Raw genomic sequence first — 15,966 nt, 5'->3', positions numbered from 1 at the left:
TTACTACTCGCTTACAACTTAATACGCATAATCATGCTTGATGCAACTAAAGAAGAAGATATCTTGCCTACTCAATTAAGCTTTAGCCAATCTATGCGGCAGGTAATCGCTTTCTTCATGTTTACGCCAATACATAGTGCAAGTAAGTTACCTGTTCATTATGATGAGTTACTGACAACACTTAGGTTGTTTATCTTACCCGATAGGCTACCAGACAGGCATTATCCAAGGGTGATAAGAAGGAAACCAAATAAGTATCCTTACAAAAGAAAATGCCAGTCAGCTCTTAACTGACTGGCATTACGCTTTGCGCGGGCTTTTCTATTCTTTATCATATGAAACAGCCAAAGACTAAACCAGCATAGTCTTTCCCTTGTTGCTGTGCTGGTTTTCTCGTTGTGGCTATTTGAATATGTTAATATTATAAGCCTAACCAAAACAGTCTGGGCTATGTTATGACATCGCGTATTTTAAAATCGATTTTCTATTCCTCTCTTATGTTAGGCTCAGCCCTGTTTCTACAAGGCTGCCAAGACCAACCACAATCCGACCATGTAGCAGTAAGTGGCGGCCTTATTCAAGGACAACAGCAAGGGCGAGTTATTGCCTATAAAGGCATTCCCTATGCAGCGCCCCCTGTGGGAAACTTACGCTGGCGAGCCCCTCAACCGGTTACTAAATGGCAAGGTGTCAAGGTATTGGAAAATTATGCCCCCGATTGCATGCAAAAACCATTTGCTGGCGATGCTGCACCATTAGCAACCACGCCATCAGAAGACTGTTTGTATTTGAATGTGTTTAAACCCGCCAAACACAGTGATAGCCTTTACCCTGTTGTAGTTTGGATCCATGGTGGCGGCTTTGTAAACGGTGGGGCTTCACCAGCAGTATACTCTGGCGAAAGCTTTGCAAAACAAGGTGTTATTTTTGTCAGCTTTAATTATCGTTTAGGTCGATTCGGCTTTTTTGCGCACCCTGCCCTCACACGATTTGAAAATGATGCACTGGGTAACTACGCATTAATGGACCAAATTGCAGCGCTTGAATGGGTGAAAAAAAATATCGCTCAATTTGGTGGCGATGCATCAAAGGTGACATTAATGGGTGAATCTGCAGGTGGTGCATCAGTGCATGCGATGATGCAAACGCCGGCTGCTAATAATTTATTTCAGCAAGCAGTTATTATGTCTGCTGGTGGCCGAGACCTATTTAAACAACGGCCTTTACACAGTAATGACGACACGGTGTTAAGCGCAGAACAAATCGGTGAAAACTTTGCTAAGCAGCATACAATTTTAGGCAGCGATGAAAACGCGCTGGCTGCACTTCGTGAGTTACCTGCCGAAGATATTATCGATGACCTCAACTTAAGCACGCTACACCAACAAAATACCGACGTACCAAACTATGTTGGAGGCCCCATTATTGATGGCACCATTATTAGTGCATCAACCGAAACGCGTTTAAGAAAAGGGACATTTAGCCACATACCAGCCATGGTTGGCACTACAGACAGGGATTTAGGGTTTGCAGGATTTGCTTCAAAAGACGCTTTATTCGACAGCTTTGCTGGGCACAGCACACAAGCAAGAATGACATACGACGCCAATGGCGACACTCCACTGCCCATGCTTAATTATCAGATTGGTCAAGATGCACAAATGCAAGAACCTGCTCGATTTGTTGCTAAACGCATTTCAGATATGGGCAAGCAGGCTTATTTGTACCGCTTTGGCTATGTGGCGCAAACTTTAGATAAACCAGGAGCTGAGCATGCCAGCGAGATTCCGTATTTCTTTAATACGGTGCAAGCAAAATACGGTCATGTTACCACCGAACAAGACAAGCAAGCGGCTAAAATTATGCACCGTTATGTTACTAACTTTATTAAATTAGGCACGCCAAATGGCCCGGGACTCCCGAAGTGGTCTGCGTTTAAACATGATGAGCCATTTTTACTGCAAATGAATAAAACAGGTACCGCAGAGTTTTTACCTGACCCATTACAAGCTCGGTTAAACATCACCGAAGCAAAAGCAGAACAACAATAATCAATAGACGAGGCGCGTAATATAAGCGCCTCGTTAGCTTTTAACCTTGCTGCTGTACGTACTCAAGTGCCGTCATTTTTTTGTAGGTCACATTAGGATGAAACACATGCGTGGGTTCTGGGTCTACCACTTCGATAGGCGTTCCCTGACTTCGTGCAATATTAAGTGCCATTTGCGTAATATTGACACTAAACGAGGTGCCTATAAATACAATTTTATTAGCATCGAGCATACGTTGCTGCGCCTCAGAAATACGATAAAGTTCGGTGTAATACTCATCGAATAACAACACATACGGCTTAAACGATTGATTAACAATAGGACTTTCATTACTAATGTTGAACACCTCAAGTAATGAATGGTGTAAGTTATCTTCGTTTACTTTATCCCATGGAGCGTTGAAGGCCATCACTTCATCACCTTGATTGTGAAAGACCGTCATTTGATCTAAACGACCGTGAATCGCAATGTAATCGGTGTTACCCGCCTTTCCATCAAGGCCATCAATGTTTTGTGTTATAAGGTTTTTATCGCTCAACCAATGATGAACTTCGTTCGGACCATGATGTCGGTACGTTGCAAAGCGATGGTAATACCACGCTAAAAATTCGCGTGGGTTGTTTTGATACATCGCACGTGTTGCCATTTCCATCGGCGTGTAGTTTTTGCTGCCAATGGTCCAAAATCCATCTTCGCCACGAAAAGTTGGGATCCCGCTTGCGGCACTCACCCCTGCGCCTGTGATATAGAGTGTATTCATAATGATAACTGTACCTTGTAGCCAAGCGCATCGGGTGTTACTTGCTGGTTATTGTTCATGCCCCCAATGCGATACAAACTGCCTTGATGTTCTAATAATCCGCGGTGATCCATACTGGCGGTATTTGCCTTTGGCATCGCGTGCCAATCATTGCTGTCGACATCAAAACGCCACACATGATCGCTTGCAGGGGCTGGTTTACCATCGTAACCCATGCCATTGTAATTATAGGGATTCGCTGAACCACCCATCATATATATATCGCCATTAAAGCTGGTTGCTGCCATGCGATAATGTGCCACGCCAGTGGGATGAGGAATCGTTCGCCAATCAATTTTTAAGGGGTTATTAGCATCAATGGTTCCTTTTAGGCACTGTGGAACCGCAGCAAACGAGCGACGTTTATCAGCATTCGCTTTGGTTTCTACGCCATCACAAACCAACATAGTATTGCCGCTAATGGCAGCCGCTTGACCAAACACCGGTTTCCCTAAAAATGGTGAAGCCTGTTGCCATGTATCCGTTTTAATATCGTAAACTTGCACTAAGTTTACGTTACCATCGTTATGCCAACCACTGACTAAATAAATATAACGTTGTTTATATGCCAAAGCGACACTGTCATCTACCGGCACTGGCATGCTGGTAAGTGGGGTGTATGAATTAGTAATCACATCATAACGATACACATCTGGGGTCGATACCTCTTGATGATCATGGCTTACTGTATAGCCACCAAACACATAAGCGTGTTCACCAACTCCTACCGCGGTACTTGCTAAACGACCCGTTAAAGGTTGAGTGCTCGGTACCTCTTTAGCTGCGTGCCAAGAATCATCACCAACTTTGAGTACCCATACTTTATTGTGAATATCATGATGTGCTTTACCCTTACCTAGTCCCATAAAACTTAAAAAGTAAGCTTGTTCATGAATAACTACTTTAGCAACCGCATTATTGGCTACCGGTTCTGGTAAGGCTGGAATTGTTGCAAGTGCAATAGAAAATAGCAGGCTCATAAGATGAATAAACGACTAAAAACAGACGTTAAGAATACCATTTTATGAGCCCGAGGAAAGGCCTAGTAAGCAATACTAATACGTTGATTTAAATGTGCTGCAGATTGCGCTTCATCAAGCATGGCTTTAGCATAATCGGTTACTGATATTTTGCTTTCGCCGTTTGAGTCAGTAAAGAAGCTGTCGCCTCCTACACGATAAGGGCCCTCTGAATCACCAGGATAAATTACCGCAGCAGGGGATACAAAGGTCCAAGCTGTATCTGCGGCTGATGCTCTAAACACCTCAAGCGCTTCACCTTGTGCACGTGCTTCATCTTTATATTCAGCAGGAAAATCAGGGCTAGAAATCAACGTGACACCCGGTGCAACCTCTAAACTACCGGCGCCCCCTACCCATAAAATACGTATGCCAGTGCCAGCCAATGCTCTCAGTAATTGTTGAGCACTGTTAGCCACAATCTCATGATTACCAAGAGCACGACCACCAATAGCCACAATTACTGCATCGCTGCCTGCTGCGGCGTTTGCTATATCGTCTTTTGTTAAATCAAATTCAGTTACCGTGACATTATCTTGGGTTACTTTACCTGCGTCTCTTACTAACACATTAACTTGGTGACCGCGTGTTAATGCTTCTGAAGTAATGTGGCTACCAATCCAACCTGATGCGCCTAATACTGCTAATTTCATGAGGAATACTCCGTTGTTTGTTTCATTAACAGCAGTTTACTTGTTCACCATTTACTGATAAATACACTACATAGATACACATTGTTTCATATTAAGATACCAATGGATAAACTCAATTCAATTACAAGCTTTGTCGAAGTGGCGCGAACAGGGAGTTTTACACAGGCCGCTGAACACTTAGGTTTAAGCCGACTACAAGTATCAAGACATATTCAAGATATTGAAAAGTGGCTTAATTTAAGATTGTTTCATCGAACAACGCGCAAAGTCAGTTTAACTATTCAAGGCGAAGAAGCGCTAAGCTATTGTCAGCAAATATTAAATCAAGTGTCTGACTTACAAAGCCGTGCTCACAGTCATAACAATGAATTAGTCGGTACAATTCGACTCGCATCTCCCATTGGTCTTGGGCAACATAAACTGTTTGAGGCCATTGAAGCATTTACCAAGCGCCATCCACAAACTCGGTTTGAGTTATTACTGTCCGATAGTCTATCGCAGCTTGTTGATGACCGCGTAGATATTGCCCTGCGCTATATCCACCAGCCTGATGAAGGGTTAATTGCTCGCAAGCTTATGTATATAGCAACAGCGGTATGCACATCGAAGGCGTATTTAGCACAGCACAATACAATAAACGACCCCAATGACTTAGCCACGCATAATTGCCTTGTCCATAAAAAACACAACGTGTGGCAGTTTCAACGTAACGGTAATACACAAAAGGTCACCGTTAAGGGCAACATAGTCGCCAATGATATGGGCGTATTACTCAAAGCAGCTAAACAAGGAATGGGGATTGCTCACTTACCCTGCGATTTAGCGAATGATCATTTGTTATCCGGTGAGCTTATAAAAGTGCTGCCAGAGTATACAACCGTCGGTTCACATATATGGGCAGTGTATTTATCGCGAAATTTTCAACAAAATGTAGTGCGAGCCTTTATCGACTTTTTAGCAGAGCAGTGGCATCACGATATTTTGTAATCTAAATGCGCTGCAGGCACGTACAACTAGCAAAAAGGAGTCGTAATGCAGCACTTAGACCACGAAATATCACGCATCATTGAAATGGCGTGGGAAGACAGAACCCCGTTCGAAGCAATAAAGCAACAATTTGGCTTAAATGAAAAAAGCGTGATCGCTTTAATGCGCCAGCAGCTAACAAACTCAAGCTTTAGACTCTGGCGAAAACGCGCAACAGGCAGGCAAACCAAACATTTAAAACTTCGCCACCCCGATATCTCAAGGGGTTACTGTAAGACCCAGTATAAGCACAGGTAAACCTGTAGACATATCGGTTTAGTACGAAGGCGATTCGTTGTTAAAAAACGCCAAACAGACTTAGCTATGATGCCTCTGTTGTTAGCCGTACATATTTTTCAGCAAGCTCATCGAGTGACTCGCGGTGATTTGGATCAGGCTTAATACAATCAATAGGACACACACTAACACAGGTCGGGTTATCATAATGCCCGACACACTCAGTGCATTTATTGGGATCAATTTGATAAATCTTTGCGCCCATGTAAATAGCTTCGTTCGGACATTCTGGATCACACATATCACAGTTAATACATTTGTTATTGATGAGTAATGCCATGACAAACCTTACAGGAAGATAAAGAAGTTACGCTTTTAAAACCTTCACCGAAAATTTCAAAACATAACAAAAATTGCAGCCGCGTAATATAGTTTGCAATGAGCAAACATTCTTTGATCTAGATCAAGCTCTACACCCGCATCACGCTCTAATCATTCAAGATTGAATGATTAACTTTAGTCAGGAGCCATCAACCGAACATAAATTGCGTAAAGAGATTAGTGAGCTGTTTTATAACATTTAGAATTGGCTTATCCCTACCAGCGTTGTTAGCAAAATCCACATAAAAAACAAATTTTTCGCAGAAATGTGGCTATGAGGAAGGGTTCTAAATTGGGCTTAACCGAGTAATGTCGGGAGATATAAATTTAGGAGTCCTATATGAATAGCAAAGTTGGTATTTTTTGGTTCGTTGAAAACACATTAGTCTATAAAGCTCAAAATGCTATCGACTTAAAGGCAGATCAACTTGGTTTTATCGATAGCCCACTGCAACACCAAGTCGAATGGGAGGAGAATAATATTTACCAATTGTTTGGGTTAACACTATTCAACAGTGACTACTACAACTTTCCCAGAGGCCGAGTTATTTTTAATACAAAGCTCAATACATCGTATGTCTATTTAGACAAAAAATTGTTTAAAAAGTATATAGTTAAAAAGATAAAAGCTAATTTTTATTTGTTGGATAGAAAGGTCAAATTCTTTACAGATCCTCATTACCATTGCTTTGGTAGTATTTAGTAAAATATAGCCCTAATTGAAGAGTAGTAAAAGCAAAGCATTTAACTAAGATAATTTATTTTTCAAAAGTTCGTTTTCGACCTTCAGTTCTTATCCTGTAATAATCTAGTTTGAACATATCTACCCAACAATGAAATTATTTATTATGATGTTACTAAAATGGATTATCAGGTAAGCATATGAGTAAAGGGAAAAAAATTTTAGAACTAATCGTGCCAATAACAATAATCGGCGGATTCCTAGGTGCTGTTCAAGACATACTAGCTCCTATTGGTAAGTTTGGTGTATGGGCAGGCTTGGTCTTTCTGTGCTTAGCTATCGCATTATACTTCGTTCCTGAGGAGTCTAAAATTGGCGAGCGAATAAAGAAAATGAGTGAGCATTGGAAAATGCCGCTCATAGTAAGCCTACTGATAATTAGCGTTAGTGTATTTATATGCACCAGTTTTTCTAGCAAAAATGTAAAACAAGGTGGTAAAGGTATTTTAGTTGAGAAAATGCCAATTTTTATAGAAATCCAAAATAAAATATTCTCTTTAGTCAAAGAAACGAATGAAATTGTAAAAGACACAAATTTAACTGTTAAAGACAACAACATAAGAATTAAAACGACTCAATTGGGTGTTGAAGAAACGCAAAACGATGTCAAGGTAATCCTTCAAAATACCAAAGCTACAGCAACACAAACTCTTGCTGAACTGGGATATAGTGTTGCTAACAGTTGGGATTTTTATAGAGCAATTCAAGAAACATCAGGCTCAGAGTTGGTTGAGGTTCTTAATTATTTCAAAAATGCCAAACTGAAACTTAATCGACAGGAAACTGTCTATCCTTATTTATTTACATCTGATAATGAAAGAAATAATGCTCTCTTACGCATGCCTAAATACGCTAACCTAATACACAGTTTAGTAATATTAGATATTCCAACAGAGAAATTAATTACCGTATTTGACGTTTTCACTGAAAGTGAACATTTGAAGTCACCTGTTGCAGATTTCTATGCACACGAGTCACTCAACCCAAACAGAAATCCCGCTGGGTACGAAACACTTCACCCTCAAGAACTGCTGGGTAACAATATGTCTAATTTAAACCGATCACTAATAAGTTATCCTTTACATAGAATGAAAAAAGATTCCACAAAAAGAGGGGGCTACTCCTTACTCCATACCGCAGCAGTTTTAGGAGAACTTGAACTCATAAAGCAGCTCATAAAACGAGGTCATAATCCAAATTTGACTAGTATTAGTGGATATACACCTCTAGCTTTAGCGATAGAAAATGAAAATCTAAATGTTGCAGACCTATTACTAGACTATAATACCGTCGATGTTTCAATGAACGAAAACGTAGCGTTAGAAATATCTCTTTTAAAAGCACTTGATGGCTATTACCCTATGCTCGAGACTAAGCAACCAAAAGATAATCCATACCTAAAAGTTGCTAAGCGTATTATGAATAAATTAGAGAAAAGGCCTGAACATGTCATTGAAGCAACTGAGAGTATTTATCGGTCACATATTGGGTTAGTAGAAAAGCTGAAGGAACAATACGAACCAGGTACATATTATTTCGAGGAATACACACAACATATAAACCTTGGTCAAAACTATTTGAACGCATTAAGAACATTGTGAATTATTTGTACTTGGACTGTACTAGCTCAGACTTGAACTGACAGTTACCACCTCACGAATCGGTCACTGTCATTTTTGTTCTTTGCTAGAGCATATTAGAGACCGCATCGTAATGTTTTGCTAATGCACTTAACATGTCTTTTTGGTGTTCTTTTATTTGAGCTTCTTGCCAATCGTTTTGTTCTTTTAATATTTTAAACATGGCTTTTAACTTTAAAGAGTCGTATTGAAGTTTTGCTTCAAAATCGACAAGCTTCTTCTTGACTGCTTGATTACTATATGAAGAGTTTTCACCAGGGCTTAATAAAACTAAATTTCCAAATGCATCTAAAAAGTCTCGCTCCAACATATTTTGGTATTCTTCATGCTGCGGGTAAACATGCTCAACAGAATTCTTAGCCGTGATACGATAGTTTTTGAATTGTTGCCGCTGCCTATCAGATTCTTGTTTCCACAAAATATATTCCAGCTTTTGAAACCAATAATGCTCAAAACTTGTTCCTCTTGGTTTGGCAAAATAATTTTCGTATGCCTGCCAAGAGTAAACTTCCGGCTGATGTTGCTTAGCTAGCTTGAAACTAGCTGTTTTTTGAGTTTCAGGCTTAGTCGCCAACGATAAGTCATTATCAATATTTTCAAGTAAGGCTATGGCTTGTGCATCTTGAGTAATATTGTCTTTTATCAAACCTGCAATAAATGGGGTTATCCAATACTGCGCACTTCGCTCACCGGTAAAGTTACGCACACATTGCAGCATTACTAATTCATTTATTTCTTTCTGAGTACGATTAATGTACCGCTTCCCATTTGAATCACTTTGACTAATATTAGTTAAACGTAATTGTTCATCATCGCTATCGTCACGCTCAACCCACTTAACCACCCAACGATCAAACTGATAACGCACTTGCCACAAGGTTTTGATAAATTCTTTAACTTCGTTTTCACTGGCTGTAATGAGTGGCTCAAAGGTTTCTAGTAATTTGTCAGCATGCACGCGAGGAGCAACATCATTAGTGCCATCACCTAGCTCAACAGCTCGGTTAGCCAAATAAATACGATAAGTATGGATAAGTAATAATGGGAAACCAATAATGGGACGACAATATACAGTTTCGGTGTCTAAATCGTAGGCGACATCACCTAGCTCAATATTAGATTTATTATCTTGATTTCCTTCGCTACCACTTACTGTGATTGCTTTTAATTGTTCTGCTAGTTGCATAATGGTTAAGCTCTGCCTAGATCTTTTACTAGCACTCTCATCTTTTACAAAAAGCTCCTCCTTAAAGCAAGCCAAATGCTCTGACTCAATTTTATCCCACGGAGCGTTAGGAAAGACTTTACGCACATTACGCTCAAAGTAATTTTCCATGTGTTCACACGCTAACCACATAGCATCGAATAAAGCTTTATCTTTAGAAACTTGTTTGAGCAGTTTTGATTTTAATATATCAGCCTGCTCAAGCTGTATGCCAGCAGTGTTCATGGTAGCGAACAAACGATTCAAGTCCATTTGAGAAGGCACTATATTATTCACCCATTGCACATTCTCAAAAATATAATCACCTAATAAAATACGATCTTCATTTTTGAGCGCTTCTACTTGTTGCTCTAACACTTGTAACGCTGCATATATACGCTTTAAATATGGATTTTCACCAATCGCTTCTAGCCCTGGAAATACATAATCATCAAGGCCAGCTAAGCTACCTAATAAGTGCTGTACTTGATCTCGAATAGTAAATTGAAGTCTCGGCTGCTTTTTAAAGGCGGCTATATCTGCAATGGCTGAATCAACTTTTGCTATTTTAAAAGCAAGCGCAATTAGCATTAGCGTGGTAGTGCGTTGTTGTCCATCGATTAGCTCATAAATACCATTACCATCTTCATCTAGTTCTACTGAGGTAAGAACTGTCCCAATAAAATAATTAGGCTCTTCCGCCAAACGAGCATCGTTAATATCGTTGAATAGCTTTAATACTGCTTCATCTGGCCAAACGTAGGGACGTTGATAACTCGGTATACTAAATTGATATTGATTCGTTTGAATGTAATTTAACGTAAGAACCTGCGTTTCAACGTGATGCTGTGTTATCTGATTTCCTTTATTATTAGCTTCACCTAAAAATACATTAGCCATTTTGGCCTCCTTGATTTGTGCGCTTGCTAATCTGATGCATAGCCATTTTTTCTGTGCCTAGAGGAAGAATGTAAGTATCTAACTTTGTAGTGTAAGTGTTTGCGAGCTCTTCTGCTGAAAGGCCATTAACAACGTCTAGTCCAAAGTTATTTAATACTTTATGTATAAAGCGTTTTTTAACGCTATTTTTATTCACAGCTAAATTAGCTGGGTCTGCTTTAAAGCTAAAACGGTCCAAATAATCAAAACACAGGGCTGGTGTGTGGCTAGCTGTAATCCAGTCAAGTACAGGGTTATCGCGGACAAAGGCTGATATAGAACTTTCTCTCACCGCTTTTTGATTGCTTACGCGAGGTGAGTAGATAACTCGGAACAGCTTCTTCGCTGCAATGTCTAACTGTTGTTCGCCAAATTGGCTAATGTATATAAGCAGTGCTGTATCGTATAACCCTTTTACATAACTACAACCCTCAAGCTGGCAGATCAGGTTTTGATAAAAATGAAAAAAGCTAATTAGAGTGTTTTCTGTATTCGTTGGAGAATGTGAAGTAACCTTTATATGGTTAGCCTTATTATTAATTCCGCCCGTTAAATACTTACACCTTAATTGTTCAAAGTAGCTTAAAAAATGAATAGTATTAATGCCGCTATTTAATGGCTGTCTCAGTTCATAACCTTGCTGTGCTTGTTTATCTATTTGTCCACCGTCTGGCAAATATGTACGTTTAAAGCGCCCAAAAGCAATATCGTCGCCTTTACCCGTACTTTCGCCAAGTTCATTGACAACAGCGCTTCTTACTAGATTAGGCTGGCGGTGAGAAGGTACATTACGGTTATAAAGTTTTTGCCAATAGCGCCCTTTAAGCAATGATCCAACAACGGGGTTTAAATCGCCTAATGCTTCCCATTTTGCAGCAAATTCATTTTGGTTTTGTCGCGCAATGGCTCTGAGGTGATGTGCTTTAATAATGTCAGGTCCACTTAACCTAACACCACCAGTATTCTGAGTTTCAAAGAAGCGATAGGCATCGTCTTCGCTACGAGTAACAACCAGAGTTAAATTGATTTTATTGGCATCAAAAGTGGCTATTTGGCTAGCATTACTGGTTGTCGAGTATGCCTGTAACCAAGCAAGGTTTTTAACGATTTGTTGTTGTGATTCTGGCGAATCGTAGCTTAGGTTAAGAGCAAAGCTATGTGATTCATTCGCTTCGTTAGCGTTATTAACCGTATAAGATAGATATTGCACATAGGAAATCAACGCTAAGGTTGTTAAACGTTGCTGACCGTCAATAATATTTAGCTGCCTACTTTCTGCTGACTGATGCAAGATTACACTGCCTAAGTAATACCCATAGGCACTATCGCTTTGTGCTAAATCGCTTAAAAAAAGCTGGTAGTCACTCAACAACTTTTTTATTTGTACTTCGCCCCAACGATAAGGTCGTTGATACTCAGGTATAGCTAACTCACCAGCAATTTCCGCTTTACTAGAACTAATAATACTTTTGCCACTGAATAACTGCGCTAAAGTACAAGATGCGACTTCAACTGACATAAAACTCCTTATTAGCTTGACTAAGAAGTCTATCTTAGTCACGCAAATCCATTTATAAAAAAACAACTACTTATAAAACACATTTCTGCAATCTTAAAATACTCAATCAATCCAACTATTAATAGCAACTAATTCAGAGATACTTGCGTGTTGAGGGTTATAAATCCATTCTTGATCAAATACTTCTCGTATTCGTTCACTTAAGTAACAATCACCAACAACCAAAGAGAAAAACTTATTCCCACATTGTTTTAATTCAGAAATTGAGTCTAATTGATTTTTTGGTAAGTTTCTCATGACAAAATCAGAAACAATTAGCAAATCAGCTTTGTTGTAAGTATTTTCAGTCATTAAATGCAAAGCATGAGAAATTGCAGGACCGACATCTGTACCACCATGGAACGACATAGATAAAAAATCTGTGAGTTTATCCAAGCTAAACCCTTTGGAAAGATCTAAAGTATTGATTGAAGTTGAAAAATTAATTATATAGCAGTCTCTATTCTTTGATTGTGCTTTTAGTGACATAACAAAGGCGACCGCTTTTGCAACAGTTTCAGGCGCACCTTGCATTGATCCACTAGTATCGATACATATAATAACAGGACCTTTTTGTTCATCTTCGTCTACAGCTAGAGCTTCTTCAATTTCAAACTCTTCATCAACAAGTTGCTGACCAGACATTTCAAAACACATCAAGGATGATTCAACATACTTAAGATCAAATAAGATTGATGTTTCAATATCACTCAAGAGTGCTAATTCTGAAGGGAGAGCGTGCTCAATATCTTTACTTAATTTAACACCTATAATTTCTTCTTTAGAGTTCACATCTGTTACAGCTGATTTTTGTATGAATGAATGCGTAACGGATTCAATTTTTTCGCTTTTTTCTGTTTGGTTTAAACGCCCAAGCAAGTCTAAGAGCCTTTTAACTCCCTCATCATTAGATATCTGCTGCAACAAGCTTTTAACTCTTGATAAGTTATTTAGCTTTAAAGTTCCACTAGATAGATCAAGCAAAAAGCCTGGTTCGATACCTAAAGAACGAAGTAACCCAAGCATTTCATCAATGAGTTTTAGTTTTTCAATCAGGCCATTTAAGAACTTTTTTCTTAGTAGGGATATTTGCTCTAGTTCCCACTGTTCATACTGTAAGCTGAGTAACTTTTCCCACTCATTCGCCAATAAATTAACGGAAGTAACTAAATTACTTGTACCCATAACACCATTAGGACTCAAAGTGACAGCATCATGCTTAATGCTCGCTAAGTCATTATCCCAAAAATTATTGTTATAATTAACGTTACTTTTAGAACACAAAACTTTGTATTGATTTAGAGCTAGTTCATACTGTTCTATAGTTAGGCTATCAAAATCTAGTGTTTTAAACACATTCAGTTCATTTTGAGCTTCATAATGAGGAAACTCTAAAATACAATGACGGTGGGACTTATTGGCCCAAGTTGTTAATCGCTCTTCAACTTGTAATGCTAAATTTGGAGCATGCTTAAATACGCTTTGGAAGTCGTCATGTATATTAGCGCGCATACTGTTCATATAGTCATCAACTTTACGCACTGCATAGCCCTTTTAAACGGTCACAATCTTTAATTCTTAATTTCAAATCACTTATTTGCTGATTTATACCATTTAGCGCAATGTTACACGATTGCTCAGACACAAATGGCGAGTACAAGTTAGCCATATATTCTGATTGTTTAGCCTCACATAACTCTAAAGTTATTCTCAAAGTTTGTTTTAGTTCCTTAACTTCATTTTTTAAAGCGTCAATTAAACGACTATTTACGTTCTGTTTTTTTTGTCCTTTTGAGCATAAGATTTTAGGTGTGAAGTGAGCCTCAGAATCATATCGCCCCTCTAGCCCTGTAATTTTAACATCGCAACTACCTTGACCATCAAATGTACACGTGTAACCTGTAAGCTCATTGCCATTCGAGTCTAAAGGTTTGAAGGCTTCTCTACTTTTCATTTTAGAAACTGGAATGTAAAAGGTACGTGTAGTCTCTTTATTATCATTATAATATCCGGTCTTATAGCGAAACGTTATTTTCGCCTTATAATAATCTTTGCCTTTGATGTTGTGTGTTTCATAAACATCATTTTGATAAAAAACTTCAACATTAATTTCTTTATCAAGCTCATCTTTCTTCCGATCAAGCTCCGCTAAGCTAACTTCAGGAGAGAAACCAGACTCTTCAATAGCAGTATTTACTATTCTTTCAACTTCTTCTCTGTTTGCTTCTGTTGTCCAAAGACAATAACGTAACAATAAAGTATCGCTATGATTGGTAACCATACGGTTATTAAAAAATGCCGAGGCTTTAAGCAATTGGGCGGCTTTTTGCCAACGTCTGTCAGACACATAAACACCAAGCTCTTCAAATTGTTCCGACAGCTCTTTTCTTATTAAATGAATAATTGTTAACGTATCTTGTGAAAGTTCAACGGTATCGATCTTTTTAAGCCAGCTAGTCCATTCATTATTCTTAATGACTACCTCATCAGCTACTTTAATTTCAGCGAGGGTTGGTTTGCTACTAATTAGGCTTTCAAAGTTTTCTTTTATCTCAATTGGACCAACCATTAACCTGATAATAAAGCGATCGTATAAAGCATCTAAACCTTGGTTTTCTTCTGGTGTTTCGTTTGACGCTGCAATTAAGGCCTTTAAAGGGGTCTTTTCAAGCTCTTGTCCATTTTTAAAAATCCCCTCATTTATAAGCGTTAATAGGCTATTTAATATTGCAGGACTCGATTTCCAAATTTCATCTAAAAACGCAAACTCTGCCTTCGGTAAATAATTTTCAGTTTTACGTGTATATTGATCTTCTTTTAACGCTTTTATCGATACCGGCCCAAACACCTCTTCTGGAGTACTAAAACGGTTCATTAAATATTCAAAATAAGGCGGGTTATCAAATGCTTTAGCGATACGTCGCGATATTAAACTCTTAGCTGTGCCTGGTGGGCCATATAAAAATGTATTTTGCCCAGTTAGTGCACCAAGTAATGCAACTGGGATTATCTCCTCACGCTCATGCATGCCAACAGAAATTTGATCAATTAATTTTTTTATTCTTGTTTGTAAACTCATTATTTATTCCTTTAAATTTGTTCTAATGCTTTGTCTGTTGCTTGTGCAAGTGCTTTAAAAAAACGCAAACACTTTTCTAGTTCATCTTTTTTGATTATTTGAGGCTTTGTAGTGTCAAATTGTACTCGATGCACTGCATCTCCCCTTTTATTAATCCATTTGTTGAGCTGTTCCCTCGCATCTTTTGGTAATACATTCGGCCACTTCCACTGCTCTGTAACATCTAGCCCAAAAAATTCTTCAAATAGTTTCTTAGTTTTATTTGAATTTGGGTTATGAAAAAACTTCAACCTTTCATGTAATTGCTTTTCAGCAAAACGACCGAATTGAGACCCTTTAATTAAAGCAAATTTGTCATCAAACCTTTCTGTTACAACATCTTCCACATAGGTTTCCCATGCAGTTAAGATCATTATCAGACTAGCTTTTTTCAATACATCATACGAACACAATTCAGGGTGGTTATTTAAAGTTTCAAAGCATGTTAATAGCTGTTCAGCTTCAGATAGAGCTCTATTAAAATTTTGTAATGAAAGAGTCATATTTTTCCTTAAACATCACTAACAACTGAGTGCTTGTTAGTCATTCCTTTTTTATAATATACAGAAGATTATCATTCTTTAATTCGCAAGCTTGCG

14 protein-coding genes and 1 pseudogene are annotated in these 15,966 nt (G+C 38.6%); 6 read left to right on the top strand and 9 right to left on the bottom strand.

What is annotated here, in order from left to right:
- A pseudogene (locus BM378_RS20520) lies at positions 1-294 on the top strand (IS4 family transposase); the annotation flags it as partial.
- Positions 295-455: 161 nt separating this feature from the next.
- Entirely contained in the window at positions 456-2,051 is a 1,596-nt protein-coding gene (locus BM378_RS02940) for a carboxylesterase/lipase family protein (RefSeq protein WP_083422861.1), read from the top strand.
- 40 nt (positions 2,052-2,091) lie between these two features.
- Here the strand turns inward: BM378_RS02940 and BM378_RS02935 are convergent, their stop codons facing one another.
- The 3 genes from BM378_RS02935 to BM378_RS02925 all read right to left on the bottom strand — a co-directional run bounded on the left by BM378_RS02935 (position 2,092) and on the right by BM378_RS02925 (position 4,522).
- Complete coding sequence (locus BM378_RS02935; RefSeq protein WP_074988568.1) at positions 2,092-2,811, bottom strand: SIR2 family NAD-dependent protein deacylase; 720 nt, start codon at positions 2,809-2,811, stop codon at positions 2,092-2,094.
- Positions 2,808-3,830 (bottom strand): Kelch repeat-containing protein, encoded by a 1,023-nt coding sequence (locus tag BM378_RS02930; RefSeq protein WP_074988567.1) that lies wholly within the window; start codon positions 3,828-3,830, stop codon positions 2,808-2,810. The genes BM378_RS02935 and BM378_RS02930 overlap by 4 nt, the downstream gene beginning before the upstream one ends.
- Positions 3,831-3,892: 62 nt before the next feature.
- Entirely contained in the window at positions 3,893-4,522 is a 630-nt protein-coding gene (locus BM378_RS02925; RefSeq protein WP_074988566.1) for an NAD(P)-dependent oxidoreductase, read from the bottom strand.
- Positions 4,523-4,624: 102 nt separating this feature from the next.
- Here BM378_RS02925 and BM378_RS02920 point away from each other — a divergent pair, with 102 nt between their 5' ends.
- Both BM378_RS02920 and BM378_RS02915 read left to right on the top strand, forming a co-directional pair.
- Positions 4,625-5,509, top strand: coding sequence for a LysR family transcriptional regulator (locus tag BM378_RS02920; RefSeq protein ID WP_074988565.1), 885 nt, complete (start codon positions 4,625-4,627; stop codon positions 5,507-5,509).
- 45 nt (positions 5,510-5,554) lie between these two features.
- Positions 5,555-5,806, top strand: coding sequence for a TIGR03643 family protein (locus BM378_RS02915; protein WP_036972356.1), 252 nt, complete (start codon positions 5,555-5,557; stop codon positions 5,804-5,806).
- Between the two features lie 64 nt (positions 5,807-5,870).
- Here the strand turns inward: BM378_RS02915 and BM378_RS02910 are convergent, their stop codons facing one another.
- Complete coding sequence (locus tag BM378_RS02910) at positions 5,871-6,125, bottom strand: YfhL family 4Fe-4S dicluster ferredoxin (RefSeq protein WP_074988564.1); 255 nt, start codon at positions 6,123-6,125, stop codon at positions 5,871-5,873.
- A gap of 381 nt (positions 6,126-6,506) precedes the next feature.
- On the opposite strand from BM378_RS02910, the gene BM378_RS02905 reads away from it, so the two are divergent.
- Positions 6,507-6,869, top strand: coding sequence for a hypothetical protein (locus BM378_RS02905; protein ID WP_074988563.1), 363 nt, complete (start codon positions 6,507-6,509; stop codon positions 6,867-6,869).
- Between the two features lie 179 nt (positions 6,870-7,048).
- A complete protein-coding gene (locus tag BM378_RS02900; RefSeq protein ID WP_074988562.1) occupies positions 7,049-8,509 on the top strand; it encodes an ankyrin repeat domain-containing protein in 1,461 nt (486 codons plus the stop codon).
- Positions 8,510-8,594: 85 nt separating this feature from the next.
- On the opposite strand, the gene BM378_RS02895 is transcribed toward BM378_RS02900, so the two are convergent.
- The 5 genes from BM378_RS02895 to BM378_RS02875 form a co-directional block, all read right to left on the bottom strand.
- Complete coding sequence (locus BM378_RS02895; RefSeq protein ID WP_074988561.1) at positions 8,595-10,652, bottom strand: DUF262 domain-containing protein; 2,058 nt, start codon at positions 10,650-10,652, stop codon at positions 8,595-8,597.
- Positions 10,645-12,210 carry a DUF262 domain-containing protein gene (locus tag BM378_RS02890; protein WP_074988560.1) on the bottom strand — a complete coding sequence of 522 codons (1,566 nt, stop codon included), beginning with the start codon at positions 12,208-12,210 and terminating at the stop codon, positions 10,645-10,647. The genes BM378_RS02895 and BM378_RS02890 overlap by 8 nt, the downstream gene beginning before the upstream one ends.
- 102 nt (positions 12,211-12,312) lie before the next feature.
- The gene (locus BM378_RS02885; RefSeq protein WP_083422860.1) at positions 12,313-13,791 is read right to left on the bottom strand and encodes a VWA domain-containing protein; all 1,479 of its coding nucleotides are present in this window, start codon (positions 13,789-13,791) and stop codon (positions 12,313-12,315) included.
- On the bottom strand, positions 13,784-15,328 hold the full coding sequence (locus tag BM378_RS02880) for an AAA family ATPase (RefSeq protein WP_074988559.1): 1,545 nt from the start codon (positions 15,326-15,328) through the stop codon (positions 13,784-13,786). Before BM378_RS02880 ends, BM378_RS02885 begins: the two co-directional genes overlap by 8 nt.
- An 11-nt stretch (positions 15,329-15,339) precedes the next feature.
- On the bottom strand, positions 15,340-15,870 hold the full coding sequence (locus tag BM378_RS02875; protein ID WP_074988558.1) for a HEPN domain-containing protein: 531 nt from the start codon (positions 15,868-15,870) through the stop codon (positions 15,340-15,342).
- Positions 15,871-15,966: the final 96 nt, after the last annotated feature.

This window comes from Pseudoalteromonas lipolytica (genome assembly GCF_900116435.1).
GTDB classification, from domain to species: Bacteria; Pseudomonadota; Gammaproteobacteria; order Enterobacterales; family Alteromonadaceae; genus Pseudoalteromonas; species Pseudoalteromonas lipolytica.
Note: the sequence above shows the minus strand (reverse complement) of the source record. Positions and strands in the feature narration are given on the sequence as shown.